Here is a 15,036-nt window from a genome sequence, read left to right as displayed (position 1 = left end):
TAGAATAGTGAAAAAATTATTGTAAGAGGGTATACGTCCTAGAAGGGAGGAAAGAGCATGTATAAACAGCAGGAGCGAAAGTTAATCATTGCAAGTTTCATCGTGGCGGGCATTATGCTGCTCTCGATTCTGGGCAGAATTTTTGGTCATTAGGGAGGGAAATAGATGGTAAATGAACATGCCGTCTTTTACAGCAGGTTGCTGACAGAATTTACTTTAACTTTTCATATTATTTATGCCACGATTGGCGTTGGCGTGCCGCTTCTTATCATGATTGCTCAATGGATTGGCATTCAGAAAAATGATGAGCACTACATATTGCTTGCGAGAAGGGTAGCGCGCGGCTTCGTCATAACAGTAGCAGTCGGTGTCGTGACAGGAACCGCCATTGGACTTCAGCTGTCGCTGTTATGGCCGAACTTTATGCAGCTTGCAGGGAATGTCATTGCTTTGCCGCTCTTTATGGAGACATTTGCATTTTTCTTTGAAGCAATTTTCCTGGGCATTTATTTATACACATGGGATCGCTTTGAAAACCAAAAGAAACATTTTTTACTACTAGTGCCGGTTGCATTAGGCGCTAGTGCCTCAGCTGTATTTATCACCATTGTTAACGCATTTATGAATGCCCCTCAAGGATTCGAACTGGTAGATGGAGAGCTTGTGAATATCCAGCCACTTGTAGCTATGTTTAACCCAGCCATGCCGACAAAGGTAGGTCATGTACTGGTGACAGCTTATATGACTTCTGCCTTTATCCTAGCTTCCATTGCTGCTTTCCGTTTGTTAAAAGGGTCTAATCATATCTATTATAAAAAGTCCTTATATCTATTTATGAAGCTTGGTCTCGTTTTCTCTATTGCAACGGCCATGCTCGGTGACTTCTCCGCGAAGTATCTGGTTGAATATCAACCGGAAAAACTTGCTGCGGCAGAGTGGCATTTCAAAACAGAAAAAGGCGCATCACTCTTGGTGTTTGGTCTGCGTGACGGGGAGGATGTAAAGTATGCTATTCGGATTCCTTATGCTCTAAGTATCCTGGCCCATTACAACCCGAATTCGGAGGTAACAGGGCTTGATCAATTCCCTGAAGATGAAATTCCGCCGCTTTATATCCACTTCCTTTTTGACTTGATGGTATCAATTGGCTTCTTTATGGTGGCTGTTTCAGCGATATATATCATTGGCAAGCTGAGGAGCTGGCGTTGGATTCATTCGAAGTGGTTTAGATGGATTATGGTATTAGGCGGTCCACTGGCAGTCATTGCAATCGAAGCAGGCTGGTGGATGGCAGAGGTAGGTCGCCAACCGTGGATTTTAGTGAATTATATGAAAGTCGCAGAGGCTGCGACATCAAGCAATCATGTGGATCTTATGCTATTACTGTTCTGCATTATCTATCTCATTCTTGGCGTCGGCAGCGTAGTTGTTCTTCGCCGAATGTTCAAAAGGAATCCGATTGAGCGGGAGATTGCCGATCGGAAAGCGGAAAAAGGCGGTGATTTATCATGAGTTTAGAAATACTCGGCATCTCTGTCCTATGGTTGTTTTTGTTTGGCTATGTGATGATTGGCTCTATTGATTTTGGAGCAGGCTTTTTCAATGCCTATAGCGTCATTACAGGGAAAAAGCATATTCTGACCAATATTATTCAGCGCTATCTGTCGCCTGTATGGGAGATCACCAATGTATTTTTAGTCTTTTTCTTCGTCGGCATCGTAGGGTTTTTCCCGAAAACGGCCTTTTACTACGGCACGACACTGCTTGTGCCTGCGAGTATCGCGCTGGCACTGTTGGCAATTCGAGGGAGCTATTATGCATTTGAATCCTATGGTTCTAGAGGACATGTTGGCTATTCCTTTATGTACGGTGCTTCAGGGCTATTGCTTCCTGCATCTCTCTCGGTGGTCCTGACCATTTCAGAGGGCGGTTTTATCCGAATGCATGGCAATAACCCTGTGCTCGATTACCAAGCATTATTCACCAGTCCATTAACATGGAGCATCGTATTGCTCGCCATTGCCGCGGTCCTCTATATATCGGCCGTCTTCCTTACATGGTATGCGAATGCGGCAGGAGATGCAGATGCGACAAGGCTATTACGTAAATACGCGCTCATCTGGTCCGTTCCATTAGCCATCACTGTAGTTGGTATCATGGTAGAGCTGCGCAAGCATAATGAAGCTCATTATGCGCGGATGGTAGATATGTGGTATTTATTTGCTATATCGGCTCTTATGTTTATCGTGACTGTCGGATGTATCTGGATGAAGCGCAACTATGGATTAGCGCTATGGCTATTGGTCGGTCAATTCGCTTTAGCATTCTTTGGCTACGGCATATCACATTATCCATATTTACTGTATCCGCATTTAACAATCTATGACTCATTCACAAACGAAGCCATGGCTATTTCTTTAGTCATCGCCTTTGTACTAGGGTTATTGCTGCTTGTCCCTTCACTCTATCTTGTTCTCAAATTATTTTTATTTGATAAGGACTATGTTCGCGGCAAAGGAAACCATCATGCGTAGAGGAGGAAAGCCCGATGGAACATTTTCTAATATTTTATGCACCATTTATCGTCGTCATCCTGTCCATACTAATCGGCTTTTTCGTTGCTTCTAAGGATGGAGCTGTCAGGGAGGAAGAGGAGAGCCAGTCTTAATAGCTATACATTATCCAAGGGTTTATATGACCCTTGGGTTTTTTTATTTATTTGGATGTTCGATAAATCAATAAGAGGTTTATGGTAAAGTAGACAAAAAGATACTTTTAAATAAAGTTAGCTTAGGTATAAGGATAAGGTAAGGTGAATATGAAGAAAAAATCACAAGCATACTTTAAGCTTAGCGCCGATGATGTGTTAAGTATAGTAAATGATTATCTAGAAGAAAAAATTAGTTGGGGAACGTACAATTCTAAGTTAAGCTTTATTCTGGATGACGATAAAGATATTAGAGTTATAGCTGCTTATGGAGATATTAATGATCAAAGTATAGATACTATTAACCTTGAAAAGTTAGATAAAGAAATAGATTTTAATGGGGAAGTGTCGACTTTACCAGACAGCTCTTTATTGAAGCCACAGGATTTTCAAACAAGAGAAAAAGTAAGAAAAAGAATCAAAGAGTTAAAAAAGGATATAGGAGATTTTTAAGATCTCACTACTTTGAGGGGGAAATGATGGAAATATATCCGGATGAATTAGATTTCATTTCTTTATTTTGTGTTGATGCAAAAACAACTAACAATCATCTACCTTATCATTATAGAGAAAGCTTTTACGAGTTTACTATTCATGAATTACAGTATAAGGTAACTCTTTTTCCAAGTGTTGATGAGTTTTCTATGAAAGTTAAGAATGTATCAATAGGCGCCACAATATTTGAGTCTTCTTACAAAACGGTAAGTAAAATTGAGATTCTGAAGGATACAAAACATGAAGCAGCCTTTAGATTGTTTTTACATGAGGATAGCGATCGTTTCTGTATGATTATTGACATTGCCATTAAACCATACTTTTCTGTAATGATAAAAGAAGACTTTACATAGCAGGAGGAAATTTCATTTGAAAAAATTCCGAGGGAAGAGACGTTACTTTCGTAATTTATGGAGAGAGACAAAAGTTAATAATTATGATTTGAAGATTGAGAAGGATAGTTGGTTCGACTTATGGCATACTCACCTCGACTTTTACGGGTATGGAAATAATAGTTTGAGGATAAGAAAAGAACATATGAAAGCAAACATAGCGCTATATAAGGACTTTCAAGAAACACTTCAAGAACTTGAAATGCCTTATCAACTATGGATTGAAATAGTGGAAGAAGATGCAAGCTTAGATGCTATTTATCTACATACCTCAAACCCTAATGAAAACAATTTCCCCTTTAAAATAGATAACGTAAACAGAAACTGCACGATTCCAACATATTTAAAAGAGGTAATAAACCTGAATGAATTTAATGTGGGACAATATAAAAGTGAATCGAGTACCATCTATCTAATTCAGAAAAAGCTATTAGAAAAGAGAGAAGAAAGTATTTGTTAAAGAGTAAACTACTTAATTTATTTAGAAGAACTTTATTGAACAATGATGATTATGAAGCGGAAAGTGAAAATCAAATAATGGATTATTCACCAAATGAAAATAATTTGATTTTATCGACACATAGAGCATTATGCGAGGCTATCCCACATAATGTACGAGGTATTATTTGTAGGTACGATAAAGGAATACTCTCTTGGAAAGTATATTTTGACGGCCCCTATACTGAGGATGAGAAGGATATATTGAGCACTGCATGTACGGAAGTGTTTTCAGACTTTGTTGATTATATAGAACATGTGAATGAGCAATATATAGAGCTGCCTTATCCTTCGAAAATGGAATATGCGCCTATAAAAGAATGGGCTTTTAAGAGATTTGAAGGACTTAGTGAATAAAATTAAGAAGGAGGGATTATGATGGAAGTTTCATCTTCAAGTTGGGTGGATTGGCTTCTTTTAGGTCCTGTAATTATATATTTAGTGCTAATTATAGTCGGAGTATATATTGTATTAAAAGTCATTAAGTTTATGAATGCCAAAATAAAATTGGACAAAGAGAGAAATGAAAAACTCGATGAGCTAATAAGAGCTATGCATCAAGAGAAAGAAGAGTAACTTATATCTGCTAGACCTAATATTTAAAGATTAAGGTCTTTTTTAGAGGCTAGCTTTTAGGTAATTAATTGATATAAAAAGGAAAATAACCTAACATAAGGTTAACAACTAATTATCTGAAAATGAGGGACAAGCATGTTCTATATCCTTGGAATAGCCGTATGTATCCTATTGCTGCCTTACTTTAAATACACCAGATCGGTGGAAACGAAAAAGAGAGTGGAAGTGGAATGGGAAGAGAAACGATTTTTACCGCCTACAGAGCCTTTGGAGTCTGTGATGTCATACTGGGAGTCAACCCCCAAGCAGCCAAACGTTCATCATATCGACTCGATTACCTGGAATGATCTCTCCATGAATGAGGTTTTTCAAAAACTTAATTATACACAGACCTCAATTGGCTCTGAATATTTATATAATCAGTTGCACACCATCCAGCTTGAAAATCAAGATGCCAATGAGCCCTTATATGAGTTAATGGAACAAGACCATGAGCTTCGGAACAAGCTGATTTATATTCTGAGAAAGCTAGGGAAAGAAAATTACTCTAATTCGTCCTCTTTTTTTATAAAAACTACGGGAACATTACGCATATTTGGTTTTATATCCTCTGTGGCTTTTTACCAGTAGCAAGCATTATTACAGCTTTTTTTAACCTAAAGGTGGGCATAGGGGCTCTGGTTCTATCCATGGTCTTGAATATCCTGATTTACTATAACAAAAAGCTGCATCTAGACAGTAGCTTATACGAGACATCTTATATTGCGGGAATTATCCGTGCAGGCAAGCGTCTTGCCAAGGTGAAAGATGTCGCCTTTCAGCCCTACGCTACAGGTATTCGTAAATGCATTAAGCCCATTCGCAATCTATTACATTTCGAGAAGGTTATTTCACTCGGCAAGGGTAAAGGCGAACTAGATGGTCTGTTTGAATACATACGAATCATTTTTTTGCTGGATTATATTTCGTATTATTTTATGATCAGCATGATCTCAAAATATAAGAAAGAATACGAAATGCTCTGGAAAACAATAGGGGAGATAGATGCAGGTATTGCTGTGGCTTTCTATCGCCATTCTACAGAGGGCTATTGCACCCCTGATTTTACTGAGAAAGAAGAAGTAACGTTTACTGATTTGTATCATCCACTTATTAATAAACCTGTAAAAAATTCATCCGAGATTCTTAAACAGACGTTGATTACAGGTTCCAATGCTTCAGGAAAATCCACCTTTATGAAGGCTGTCGCGATTAACGCGATATTGGCTCAAACCATTCATACAGTCCATGCTAAATCTTGGAGCATGAAGCCTAGCTATGTCCTTTCCTCCATGGCTATTCAGGATAATGTCATCGACGGGGACAGTTATTTCAAAGCGGAAATCAAATCGTTAAAACGTATCATCAAAAAAATCGAATCAGGTGTTCCTTGCTTAGTATTTATCGATGAAATTCTTCGTGGGACGAATACAGTGGAACGAATTGCCGCATCTGCCTCTATGATGGACTGGCTGACAAAGCATCCGGGCATGATTATGATCGCATCACATGATATCGAATTGACAACCATCGCTGGATTTGATAACTATCATTTCCGAGAAACAGTCCAAGATGATGGTGTCTATTTCGACTATCAAATTCATAAGGGTCCATCCACCACGAAAAATGCGATTAAGCTGCTAGAGATTATGGACTATCCTTCTTCTGTTACAGCTTTGGCAAACTCATTAGCAGAGGAGTTTGATGAGAAGGGAGAATGGCGTTTTCCCGCAGAAACCACGAAATAACGATTCAAGAAAAAGAGGTAACATTCGAGTGGCTTTTGCCACTCGAGTTATATATCATATTTTTCTTTAAAAACCGGACTTAGTTCACTCCAAATATCAAATTTATTGCCATCCAAATCATAAAACACAAAATTTCTTCCGGCATGTCCTCTGTTTTCAATCTCTCCTACATGTACTTCTTTTTCAATAAATTCACGATGAATGGTTTCTAATGCATGCATCCCGTTGACTTCAAATGTCAGAGAAAAGCGTTCATTGCCATGTGCATCATAAAAGTTGAAGCTTTCGTCTGCTGAAGATCGAACGAGGAAAACACTTTGATTGGCTAAGTCAAGAATCGCCTTTTCTTCGTCTTTATAATTTAATATCGCACCAAGTTTATTTACATACCATTCACTTGAGAGTCCAACATCTGAAACTGGTATATAAATAGTACCAACTCTTTGTAATTTTTCCGCCATCTGATTTTCTCCTTTTTCGGCCAATTTATGTTATATATTGTTCTATCGATACCCAGCTAATTCCTTTTATCTTCAGGAGTTTGTAGGGATTCTTTTTCTAAGCTCTTGGATTTTTTCTTTTCCGCTCACGTGATACAATAGAGGAACTGAAACGGAGGATGCAGAATGACAGCACCAGTTAAGAAAAATGATCGTTTAACGGTTGATATAGAGGATTTAACACATGATGGAGCAGGCGTCGCAAAGATAAACGGTTACCCGCTCTTTGTTCAAGGCGCGTTGCCCGATGAGCGAGTAGAAATCCATGTACTAAAAACATTGAAAAACTATGGCTTTGCCAAAATTATAAATATAGAAATTCCTTCACCTGACAGGGTCGATGCAACATGCCCAGTGTATGATCAATGTGGCGGATGCCAGCTACAACACCTATCCTATGCGGGGCAACTGAAATGGAAGGAAAAAATGGTGCGCGATGTGATGGAACGTATCGGCAAAATTGATGTGCCTGTCCTTCCAGTGAAAGGCATGGAAAACCCATGGAATTACCGTAACAAAGCGCAGATTCCATTTGGCGTAAATGGGGAAGCACCGATCGCTGGATTTTATAAAACTAAATCCCACGCCATCGTCGACACAGAACGCTGCTTAATTCAAACACCGGAAGCGGACGCCATTTTAGAAGGGTTAAAACCGCAGCTTTGGAAGCTCGGCATCAAACCTTATAACGAAGAAACGAAACAAGGCATGCTGCGACACGTGGTAGTTCGAAAAGCGCGCGCGACAGAGGAAGTCATGGTTGTCCTTGTCACAAAGAAACGTAAATTCCCGCAGGCAGAAGAAGCAGTGGCACTTATCCGTAAGCTTATTCCGAATGTCAAATCGATTATGCAAAACATCAATGGGGAAAACACTAATGTCATCTTTGGCAACGAAACCATCAACCTATGGGGTCAAGACACGATTGAGGACCATATCGGTGACGTACGCTTTGATATCTCAGCACGTTCCTTCTACCAAGTGAACCCAATCCAAACTGAAGTACTGTACAAGCAAGCGTTAGATTATGCAAATCTAACAGGCGAAGAAACAGTCATCGACGCATACTGTGGTATTGGAACGATCTCCTTATTTATGGCTAAAAAAGCTAAATTTGTGATGGGGGTTGAAATTGTTCCTCAAGCGATTGAAGACGCCAAACGAAATGCTAAACTAAACTGCTTGGACAACACTTACTTTGAAGCTGGCCCAGCCGAAGAAGTCATTCCTCGCTGGTACAAAGAAGGCAAAACGGCCGACGTTCTAATGGTAGACCCACCAAGAAAAGGCTGCGATGAAGCATTGCTTAAAACCATCCTAGAGCAACGTCCAAAACGCATTGTCTATGTCTCATGCAATCCATCTACATTGGCAAGGGATTTAAGAATTCTAGAAGACGGCGGCTACAAAACAAAAGAAGTGCAGCCAGTGGACATGTTCCCGCATACGGGGCATTGTGAAGCGGTTGCTTGGTTGGAGTTAGTGTAATAATAAAATAAAAAGCAGACGTTTTAGAAGTGCATTATGCACCTCTAATTGGCCGTCTGCTTTTATTATTATCTTATGAATGAACTGAGCCAAAATTTCGGGTGTCAGTTCAGTTAATAACTTTTTAGGATTACATACAGGTGCATCAGTTCGTATGCAGGAATCTGGTATTTTTAGGAGAAATCACCCATTATTATTGTTTAATAGTTTAAATCTTTCGCTAAAAATACGTTTTGCATAGAAATTAAACTGACATCTACATAGGTGAAGATTCAAGTGATTTTAATACTTTAATTACTTCTTTGGCAACTGCGCCACCTGAAGCGGGGTTTTGTCCTGTGACGATACGATTATCAGTTACAGTGAAAACTGACCAATCAGCACCTTTTACATAATTAGCCCCTTTACGGATAAGTTCATCTTCAGTTAAAAATGGAACTGCTTTATCTAGCCCCACAGCAATTTCTTCTGTGTTAGTAAAACCAGTCACTTTAGTATTTTTAATTAAATATTCTCCGTCACCATTTTTAATGTTTAATAATCCAACAACTCCGTGACAAACAGCAGAAACAACGCCACCGTTAGCATAAATAGTACTTGCAATGTTTTGTAGGCTTTCATCTTCTGCGAAATCCCACATAACTCCATGACCACCTGCATAATAGATAGCATCATAATCATTTGGGTTAATAGAGTCAGCTGATAAAGTAGTGCTTAGTTTATTTAAGAAATCAGGATTTGTGTAATATTTCCAATCTAATTCGGTCATTTGATCAGCTTGTAAACTGTGTGGGTCAAGTGGCGTAAAACCACCTTTAGGGCTCACGTAATCAATTTGGTATCCTTCTTTTTCAATTTCATCTGCAAAGTGAACAGCTTCCCCTAACCATAATCCTGTTGCACGTTCTAAATTGGGATACTTAGATATATTCGTTACGACTAATAAGATCTTTTTCATTATACAAGCTCCTTTATGTTTGATACTATCAAGCTTAAAGGTTAAACCATACTTTAAGTCAAGGAGGACACTTCGTGTATACAATTCAACAAGCGAGCCTCTTAATTGAAATTCCTGCAAGTTCAATTCGATACTATGAAAAGATAGATTTAATTCCACCAATTAAAAGAAATGAACAAGGGCATCGAATATTTGACGAACAAGATATTGAACTATTAAAACTAATTAAGTGTTTTCGAAGTCTAGGGATGTCAATTGAGGATATAAAAGAAAATATTTCAACGTTGAGATTAGAACAAGAAGAGATTAATACGCAAGCTATACTAATCCAGCATAAGAAAAAACTAGAAGAGCAAATTGGTGTTTTAAATTCATTTATAAGTGAAATTGATCAGAAAATCATTAAATTACCAGATACAGAATAAAAATAATCTATAACGATTTAGCTGCGTGCTTCTACCATGTCTCTTCATTTTATTGACCACAGTCCGCACGCACTACATTGTGAAGCGGTTGCTTTAGGGATAAAGCATGGAAAGCCCAGGTTAGATAGTAATCACCACTTTACCTTGAGCATGACCTTCCTGAAAGTATTCAAACCCCTCAGTTATTTCACCTAGCTTAAACCGCTTATCAATTATTGGTTTTACTTTACTAGTCTCAAGTAATTCTTTTAAATCATTTAAGTCTTTTTGATTTGCTTTTTGTAATAGGCTACTTATTTTTTTACTTCCAGTCATTGAAATAAAAGGACCAAGAAATAATGTTTGATATAATTGAGATTCGGAACCTCCTACGTGCACAAAATTCCCATTTATTTTTAAGATACGTTTATAAGTTGAAAGGGAATTAGAGCCATTGACCCCAAGAACTAAATCATAGTATTCCTGATGATGAGTGAGACTCTCTTTTGTATAATCGATGATATGGTCTGCCCCTATCGAACGTAATATTTCTACATTTCTTGTACTACATACTCCCGTTACTTCAGCACCGAATGCTTTAGCAATTTGTACCGCAAAAGTACCAACGCCACCAGATGCACCATAGATTAATACTTTATGTCCCGATTTAATTTTCCCTTTATCACGAAGTCCTTGTAAGGCAGTCACACCAGCCATAGGAGCAGCTGCTGCTTCCTCAAAAGAGATATTTTTTGGCTTAAAGGCTAAGGCATATTCGGGTACCGTTACATATTCAGCAAAACCACCCCAACCACAAACAGAGAGATCGCCAAACACTTCATCTCCTACTTTGAATTGCTTAACGTCTTTCCCAACAGCTTCAACTGTACCAGCTATGTCACCACCTGGAATTGAGTATTTTGGTTTCGTCAGTCCGAAGGCAAATCTGGCTAAGAAGGGTTTGCCTTTCAAAAGAACTAAGTTCCCAAAGTTTAAGGATGCTGAATGAATCTTTACCAATACTTGATTCTCAGTAGGGTAAGGCTTTTCCACATCTTTTAATTCAAGGACATCAGGTGAACCATATTTATTACAAACAATAGCTTTCATAAAAATCCCCTCCAGATTAGTCTTTTTGGTAATTAAATAATAACAAGGGGGTAAATACCGTTCATTGACTTAAGTTAATTTGCAAAGGATTTTATAAATTTTTTCAAAGGATAGGGGGAACTTGGTTCATAATGTTTGGCTATAGTCTTCAGTGACTTGTTGACGATAAAGAGGTGAGATGATTACTAAATGAGGAGGCATCAATTTTAATAATTACTGGTTTTAATTCGCTTTTTAATTCTACTTAATGATTCAGGAGTAATTCCAAGATAACTAGCCAATTGATGTTGTGGTACACGGTCAATTAACTGGGGGCGTTGCCTTAAAATCGTTTTGTATCGATCTTCTGGAGAAGAGCTAATAAATTCACCTAATTTTTCTTGCATCTCACCAAGGTTTATTTCCATCATTTTTCGTATCATCATTTCAAGTTGCGGGTATTTATTAAACATTATATTTTCAGAATCAACATCACCAACAACTAATATACAATCATCGACACAGACTAATGAATACTTTGACAGCTCATCTTGAGTCTTTTCGTTGGTAAGTGGTATAGCTTGTTCTTCAGTAAAAAAATTTGATGTTACCTCTTTACCTGATTCCTCTATAAAAAACTGCCTTACACACCCCATTAAGACGAAATAACATTTGATAGTGGTCCTTGTCTAAGAAGGTATTTTCCCTTTTTATATTCCTCAATCTGTAAACTTTCAGAAATTACTTGCTGTTCATCTTCGCTCATTGAAGTAAAATCAGACATATACTTTTTGAGTATATCAATCATCTATTTTCTCCCTTTCTAATGAGACAATTTTATATAACTTTACATTTCAACACTTTTATCCAGTTCATCTGTATGAATAAGCAATTCTTTTAACGTTCAAATAAAAAGGTACCTTAGTAAAGAAAAGATTTATAAAGCATATAGAAATTAATCTAATAACATTCCTAAATAAAATTTTAGCCACATTAAAGAGGGATAGGTTCTACGATTGTAGGACCTATCCAATTAATAAAAACCCACCAGCACCAAGGCGTTGCCACGTACAGTCTACACATTGCGAAGCAGTCGCTTGGTTGGAGTTAGTATAATAATTTACGAAGAACGGTTTATGATTTTGGAATCCGTTTTTTGTTGCGTAGAAAAGGATTTGTTAAATTTATTGAACTATCGGACAGCTCCGGTTTTATAGCGGTATTTAAACTTGATCAACAATCGATCCATAATATAGAGTACGCTTCTTTTATGAAAAGTTACCAAACGTGAACTGAGCCACAATTGTAAAACGCAAATAATAAGAAGATGAATTTTGCTTTCAATCAGTCTAAAATTTATTTACAGTTTTAAGTGTTTTTTTATTTTAGTACCTTGCAATGTACAGTAGTGTGTAGTAAATTACATTACAAGAGTTATTATTTTTTGTTCAGTACTGTTTAATGTGTAGTAGTACTTACATATACCATAAAGGAGCTGCGGTTTATTGAATGTACAATTTAAGAAAGGCATCTTGGAACTATGCGTGCTTGTGTTGCTTGATAAGAAAGACCGGTATGGCTACGAGCTTGTCCAAGAAATTTCTGATCAGATTGAAATATCGGAAGGGTCCGTTTATCCTCTGTTACGAAGATTGACGAAGGAGGAATACTTTACGACATATTTACAAGAGTCATCAGAAGGGCCACCACGTAAGTATTATAAACTAACCGATAAAGGGCGGGAATATCTTTACGAATTGCTGACAGATTGGAAAGAGTTTTCTAATGGCGTAAATCAATTAATTGAGGAAGGGGTACGCAAATGAACAAAGAGCATTTTTTAAAGCAGTTAGAAAGTTCTCTAAAAAAGCTTTCTTTAGAAGAAAGACAGGATATACTGCAAGATTATGAGGAGTACTTCTCAATAGGAATCGAAAAGGGAAAATCGGAGCAAGAAATCGCAACATCCCTTGGCCAACCAAAAAAAATTGCGAAGGAGCTGCTGGCTTCCTATCATCTTGATATGGTCGAACAAAAGACTTCTGCAAGAAATATTACAAGCGCAGTTTGGGCTGTGATTGGGTTGGGATTCTTCAATTTCCTTATTGTCTTCGCACCATTTTTAACTTTGGTATGCCTTGTAATTTCAGGGTGGTTAGTTTCTGTAGCATTCATTCTTTCACCACTCGGAATCATAATTAATCTATTTCTTGGTCAATTTAGAATAGCTGATATGTTCTTATCGCTTTGTCTTTGTGGGATTGGAATATTCGTAGCGATGGGGATGTTTGTTGCGACAAAAGCTATAACTAATGGATTTATTCGTTACTTGAAATATAACATTACTTTTGTGAAAAGAGGGATAAAGTATGAATAAAAAGTTATCAATCCTTGCTCTGCTTCTATTATTAATTGGTGGTGTAGGCAGTTACTTTACATTGTCACAATTTTCTCAGGATGAAATTACGTCAGAGAAAAAGGTAAGTTCTGATATGGTAGAGGAAATCCAAATTTCCGCTGATAATGCAAGTGCAGAAGTTCTCCCAACTTCGGATACAGAGACTAAAGTACAGCTTGTAACAAAAGGTGTGGACGTTTCTAAGTTAGATTTTACTGCCGAAGTAGAAGGAAAGAAATTGATTATTAGATTAAAAGATAAAAGAACCTTCTATATTGGATTTAACATACAATCATCTCATTTATACGTATATGTCCCACAAAAGTTGTATCACTCCATTATGATCGATAATGATAATGGAAAAGTAAAAATGTCGGAGCTGAATGTAAAGAATCTGAATGTGCAAACAGATAATGGCCGCATCGAATTAAATAAAATTGTATCAGAAAACGTTGATGTGAGAAGTGCAAATGGCAAGTTAAATCTTAATGAAGTGGAAGGAAATATTAAGGGCTCAGCAAATAATGGTAAAATAGTGCTCATTACAAAGGATTTAGATCGGAATATACAATTAGAAAGCGACAATGGAAAAATTTCAATTAAAACGGAGAAGGAACCGACTAATACCACTTTTAAAGTATCCTCCGACAATGGGAGTATCAATATCCTCGATAAATATGAGGGAAATACAGTCATTGGAAAGGGCGAAAATCATGTTGATTTAAAATCTAATAACGGGAAAATCGAAGTGGTAAAATAGAATTTTTAATTACGATAAAGAAGAACTGTTATATGTACTACCAAGGATGAAAAATGAAAACAGAATGAGTAACGCAGAAATTTATATTATTTACACTTTACTTAGGGAGGACTTATGAGATCTCACTATTATTTAGGATGGTTTAACGACTTTTTTCCAGAGAATCTGGTCAGGGTGTTGTGTGAGGATATTACTGATAGAAAATCGGTTGTTATGATTAGCTCAAATCCAGACTTTTTTGAAGAAAATGGCACTGCTGAACGCTCCTGGCTTGACCAGGCGGGCATTATGTTCAATGAATATCATTTAATTAATTATCATGTACAGAAGGAAGATGCCCAAACCTTAATTCAAAATGCTTCAGTCATTTTCTTGTTGGGTGGAGATACTCTTAAACAAAATGCTTTTTTGAAGGAATATGAATTGTTGGATGAGGTTAAAAAAAGCAGTGCCGTTGTGATGGGGGCAAGTGCTGGTGCAATCAACATGTCCGCTAAATGGTTATGCTCGAAAAACTTTGGCTATGAAGTAGAAACAAGTTTTGTTTATGATGGAATCGGTCTTGACAATTTCTCTGTTCTATCCCATTTTGATCTTGAAAATAACATTACATTGGTAAAAGACGAACTGTCTCCCTTATCGGAGAAAATAAATATTTATGCGACAAACAAAGATTGTGCTGTACGTGTAAAAGGAGATAAAATAGACATTTTAGGCAACGTATTTTTAATTTCCCACTCTAAGATTCAGAAATTGGATGAGACTCTCTAATGGATATTGCTTGGAAATTGGAGAATTTATTAAAGAACTAATTAGTAGATCATTTACAACTAACAAAGTGATTTAGTTGAATAAGCAATAGTAGAAGACGAATAAGAAAATAGACTCTATCTCACTACAAAAGGAACCGAGCCAAGATTTATTAAACCTACCAGCATCAATGTTTTGTCATATGTACTTCGCACATGCTAAGTGTTAGCGCAA

19 protein-coding genes and 1 pseudogene are annotated in these 15,036 nt (G+C 37.2%); 16 read left to right on the top strand and 4 right to left on the bottom strand.

What is annotated here, in order from left to right; genetic code table 11:
• Positions 1–165: 165 nt before the first annotated feature.
• The 10 genes from M2M59_RS13735 to M2M59_RS13695 all read left to right on the top strand — a co-directional run bounded on the left by M2M59_RS13735 (position 166) and on the right by M2M59_RS13695 (position 6,455).
• A complete protein-coding gene (locus tag M2M59_RS13735; RefSeq protein WP_147197671.1) occupies positions 166–1,512 on the top strand; it encodes a cytochrome ubiquinol oxidase subunit I in 1,347 nt (448 codons plus the stop codon).
• Positions 1,509–2,534 (top strand): cytochrome d ubiquinol oxidase subunit II, encoded by a 1,026-nt coding sequence (locus tag M2M59_RS13730; RefSeq protein WP_249774883.1) that lies wholly within the window; start codon positions 1,509–1,511, stop codon positions 2,532–2,534. Before M2M59_RS13735 ends, M2M59_RS13730 begins: the two co-directional genes overlap by 4 nt.
• Before the next feature lie 14 nt (positions 2,535–2,548).
• A complete protein-coding gene (locus M2M59_RS16540) occupies positions 2,549–2,668 on the top strand; it encodes a cytochrome bd oxidase small subunit CydS family protein (protein WP_371859453.1) in 120 nt (39 codons plus the stop codon).
• A 150-nt stretch (positions 2,669–2,818) separates the two neighbouring features.
• Positions 2,819–3,160 carry a hypothetical protein gene (locus M2M59_RS13725; RefSeq protein ID WP_249774882.1) on the top strand — a complete coding sequence of 114 codons (342 nt, stop codon included), beginning with the start codon at positions 2,819–2,821 and terminating at the stop codon, positions 3,158–3,160.
• A 26-nt stretch (positions 3,161–3,186) separates the two neighbouring features.
• A complete protein-coding gene (locus M2M59_RS13720; protein WP_147197677.1) occupies positions 3,187–3,555 on the top strand; it encodes a hypothetical protein in 369 nt (122 codons plus the stop codon).
• A 16-nt stretch (positions 3,556–3,571) separates the two neighbouring features.
• Entirely contained in the window at positions 3,572–4,054 is a 483-nt protein-coding gene (locus M2M59_RS13715) for a hypothetical protein (protein WP_249774881.1), read from the top strand.
• A 35-nt stretch (positions 4,055–4,089) separates the two neighbouring features.
• On the top strand, positions 4,090–4,449 hold the full coding sequence (locus M2M59_RS13710) for a MafI2 family immunity protein (protein ID WP_249774880.1): 360 nt from the start codon (positions 4,090–4,092) through the stop codon (positions 4,447–4,449).
• 21 nt (positions 4,450–4,470) lie between these two features.
• Entirely contained in the window at positions 4,471–4,668 is a 198-nt protein-coding gene (locus M2M59_RS13705) for a hypothetical protein (RefSeq protein ID WP_249774879.1), read from the top strand.
• A 225-nt stretch (positions 4,669–4,893) separates the two neighbouring features.
• The gene (locus tag M2M59_RS13700) at positions 4,894–5,298 is read left to right on the top strand and encodes a hypothetical protein (RefSeq protein WP_249774878.1); all 405 of its coding nucleotides are present in this window, start codon (positions 4,894–4,896) and stop codon (positions 5,296–5,298) included.
• Positions 5,299–5,357: 59 nt separating this feature from the next.
• Positions 5,358–6,455: a MutS-related protein gene (locus M2M59_RS13695; protein WP_249774877.1), complete on the top strand. Its 1,098-nt coding sequence runs from the start codon at positions 5,358–5,360 to the stop codon at positions 6,453–6,455.
• 47 nt (positions 6,456–6,502) lie between these two features.
• Here M2M59_RS13695 and M2M59_RS13690 read toward each other — a convergent pair whose 3' ends face one another.
• A complete protein-coding gene (locus M2M59_RS13690) occupies positions 6,503–6,916 on the bottom strand; it encodes a VOC family protein (protein WP_249774876.1) in 414 nt (137 codons plus the stop codon).
• Positions 6,917–7,081: 165 nt separating this feature from the next.
• Between M2M59_RS13690 and rlmD the strand changes: the two genes are divergently transcribed.
• Entirely contained in the window at positions 7,082–8,443 is a 1,362-nt protein-coding gene (rlmD, locus tag M2M59_RS13685) for a 23S rRNA (uracil(1939)-C(5))-methyltransferase RlmD (protein WP_249774875.1), read from the top strand.
• A gap of 256 nt (positions 8,444–8,699) precedes the next feature.
• Here the strand turns inward: rlmD and M2M59_RS13680 are convergent, their stop codons facing one another.
• Complete coding sequence (locus tag M2M59_RS13680) at positions 8,700–9,401, bottom strand: type 1 glutamine amidotransferase domain-containing protein (protein ID WP_249774874.1); 702 nt, start codon at positions 9,399–9,401, stop codon at positions 8,700–8,702.
• Between the two features lie 74 nt (positions 9,402–9,475).
• Here M2M59_RS13680 and M2M59_RS13675 point away from each other — a divergent pair, with 74 nt between their 5' ends.
• On the top strand, positions 9,476–9,826 hold the full coding sequence (locus M2M59_RS13675) for a MerR family transcriptional regulator (protein ID WP_249774873.1): 351 nt from the start codon (positions 9,476–9,478) through the stop codon (positions 9,824–9,826).
• A 120-nt stretch (positions 9,827–9,946) separates the two neighbouring features.
• On the opposite strand, the gene M2M59_RS13670 is transcribed toward M2M59_RS13675, so the two are convergent.
• Entirely contained in the window at positions 9,947–10,915 is a 969-nt protein-coding gene (locus M2M59_RS13670) for an NAD(P)-dependent alcohol dehydrogenase (protein WP_249774872.1), read from the bottom strand.
• Positions 10,916–11,121: 206 nt separating this feature from the next.
• Positions 11,122–11,702 (bottom strand): annotated as a pseudogene (locus M2M59_RS13665) (Crp/Fnr family transcriptional regulator).
• A 697-nt stretch (positions 11,703–12,399) separates the two neighbouring features.
• On the opposite strand from M2M59_RS13665, the gene M2M59_RS13660 reads away from it, so the two are divergent.
• The 4 genes from M2M59_RS13660 to M2M59_RS13645 all read left to right on the top strand — a co-directional run bounded on the left by M2M59_RS13660 (position 12,400) and on the right by M2M59_RS13645 (position 14,823).
• Positions 12,400–12,720, top strand: a complete 321-nt coding sequence (locus M2M59_RS13660) for a PadR family transcriptional regulator (protein ID WP_066790021.1) — start codon at positions 12,400–12,402, stop codon at positions 12,718–12,720.
• Positions 12,717–13,271 (top strand): DUF1700 domain-containing protein, encoded by a 555-nt coding sequence (locus tag M2M59_RS13655; RefSeq protein WP_249774871.1) that lies wholly within the window; start codon positions 12,717–12,719, stop codon positions 13,269–13,271. The genes M2M59_RS13660 and M2M59_RS13655 overlap by 4 nt, the downstream gene beginning before the upstream one ends.
• Positions 13,264–14,052: a DUF4097 family beta strand repeat-containing protein gene (locus tag M2M59_RS13650; RefSeq protein ID WP_249774870.1), complete on the top strand. Its 789-nt coding sequence runs from the start codon at positions 13,264–13,266 to the stop codon at positions 14,050–14,052. Before M2M59_RS13655 ends, M2M59_RS13650 begins: the two co-directional genes overlap by 8 nt.
• A 114-nt stretch (positions 14,053–14,166) precedes the next feature.
• Positions 14,167–14,823: a Type 1 glutamine amidotransferase-like domain-containing protein gene (locus tag M2M59_RS13645; protein ID WP_249774869.1), complete on the top strand. Its 657-nt coding sequence runs from the start codon at positions 14,167–14,169 to the stop codon at positions 14,821–14,823.
• The last annotated feature ends 213 nt before the right edge of the window (positions 14,824–15,036 follow it).

Source organism: Rummeliibacillus sp. G93 (genome assembly GCF_023515935.1).
Taxonomy (GTDB): domain Bacteria; phylum Bacillota; class Bacilli; order Bacillales_A; family Planococcaceae; genus Rummeliibacillus; species Rummeliibacillus stabekisii.
Note: the sequence above shows the minus strand (reverse complement) of the source record. Positions and strands in the feature narration are given on the sequence as shown.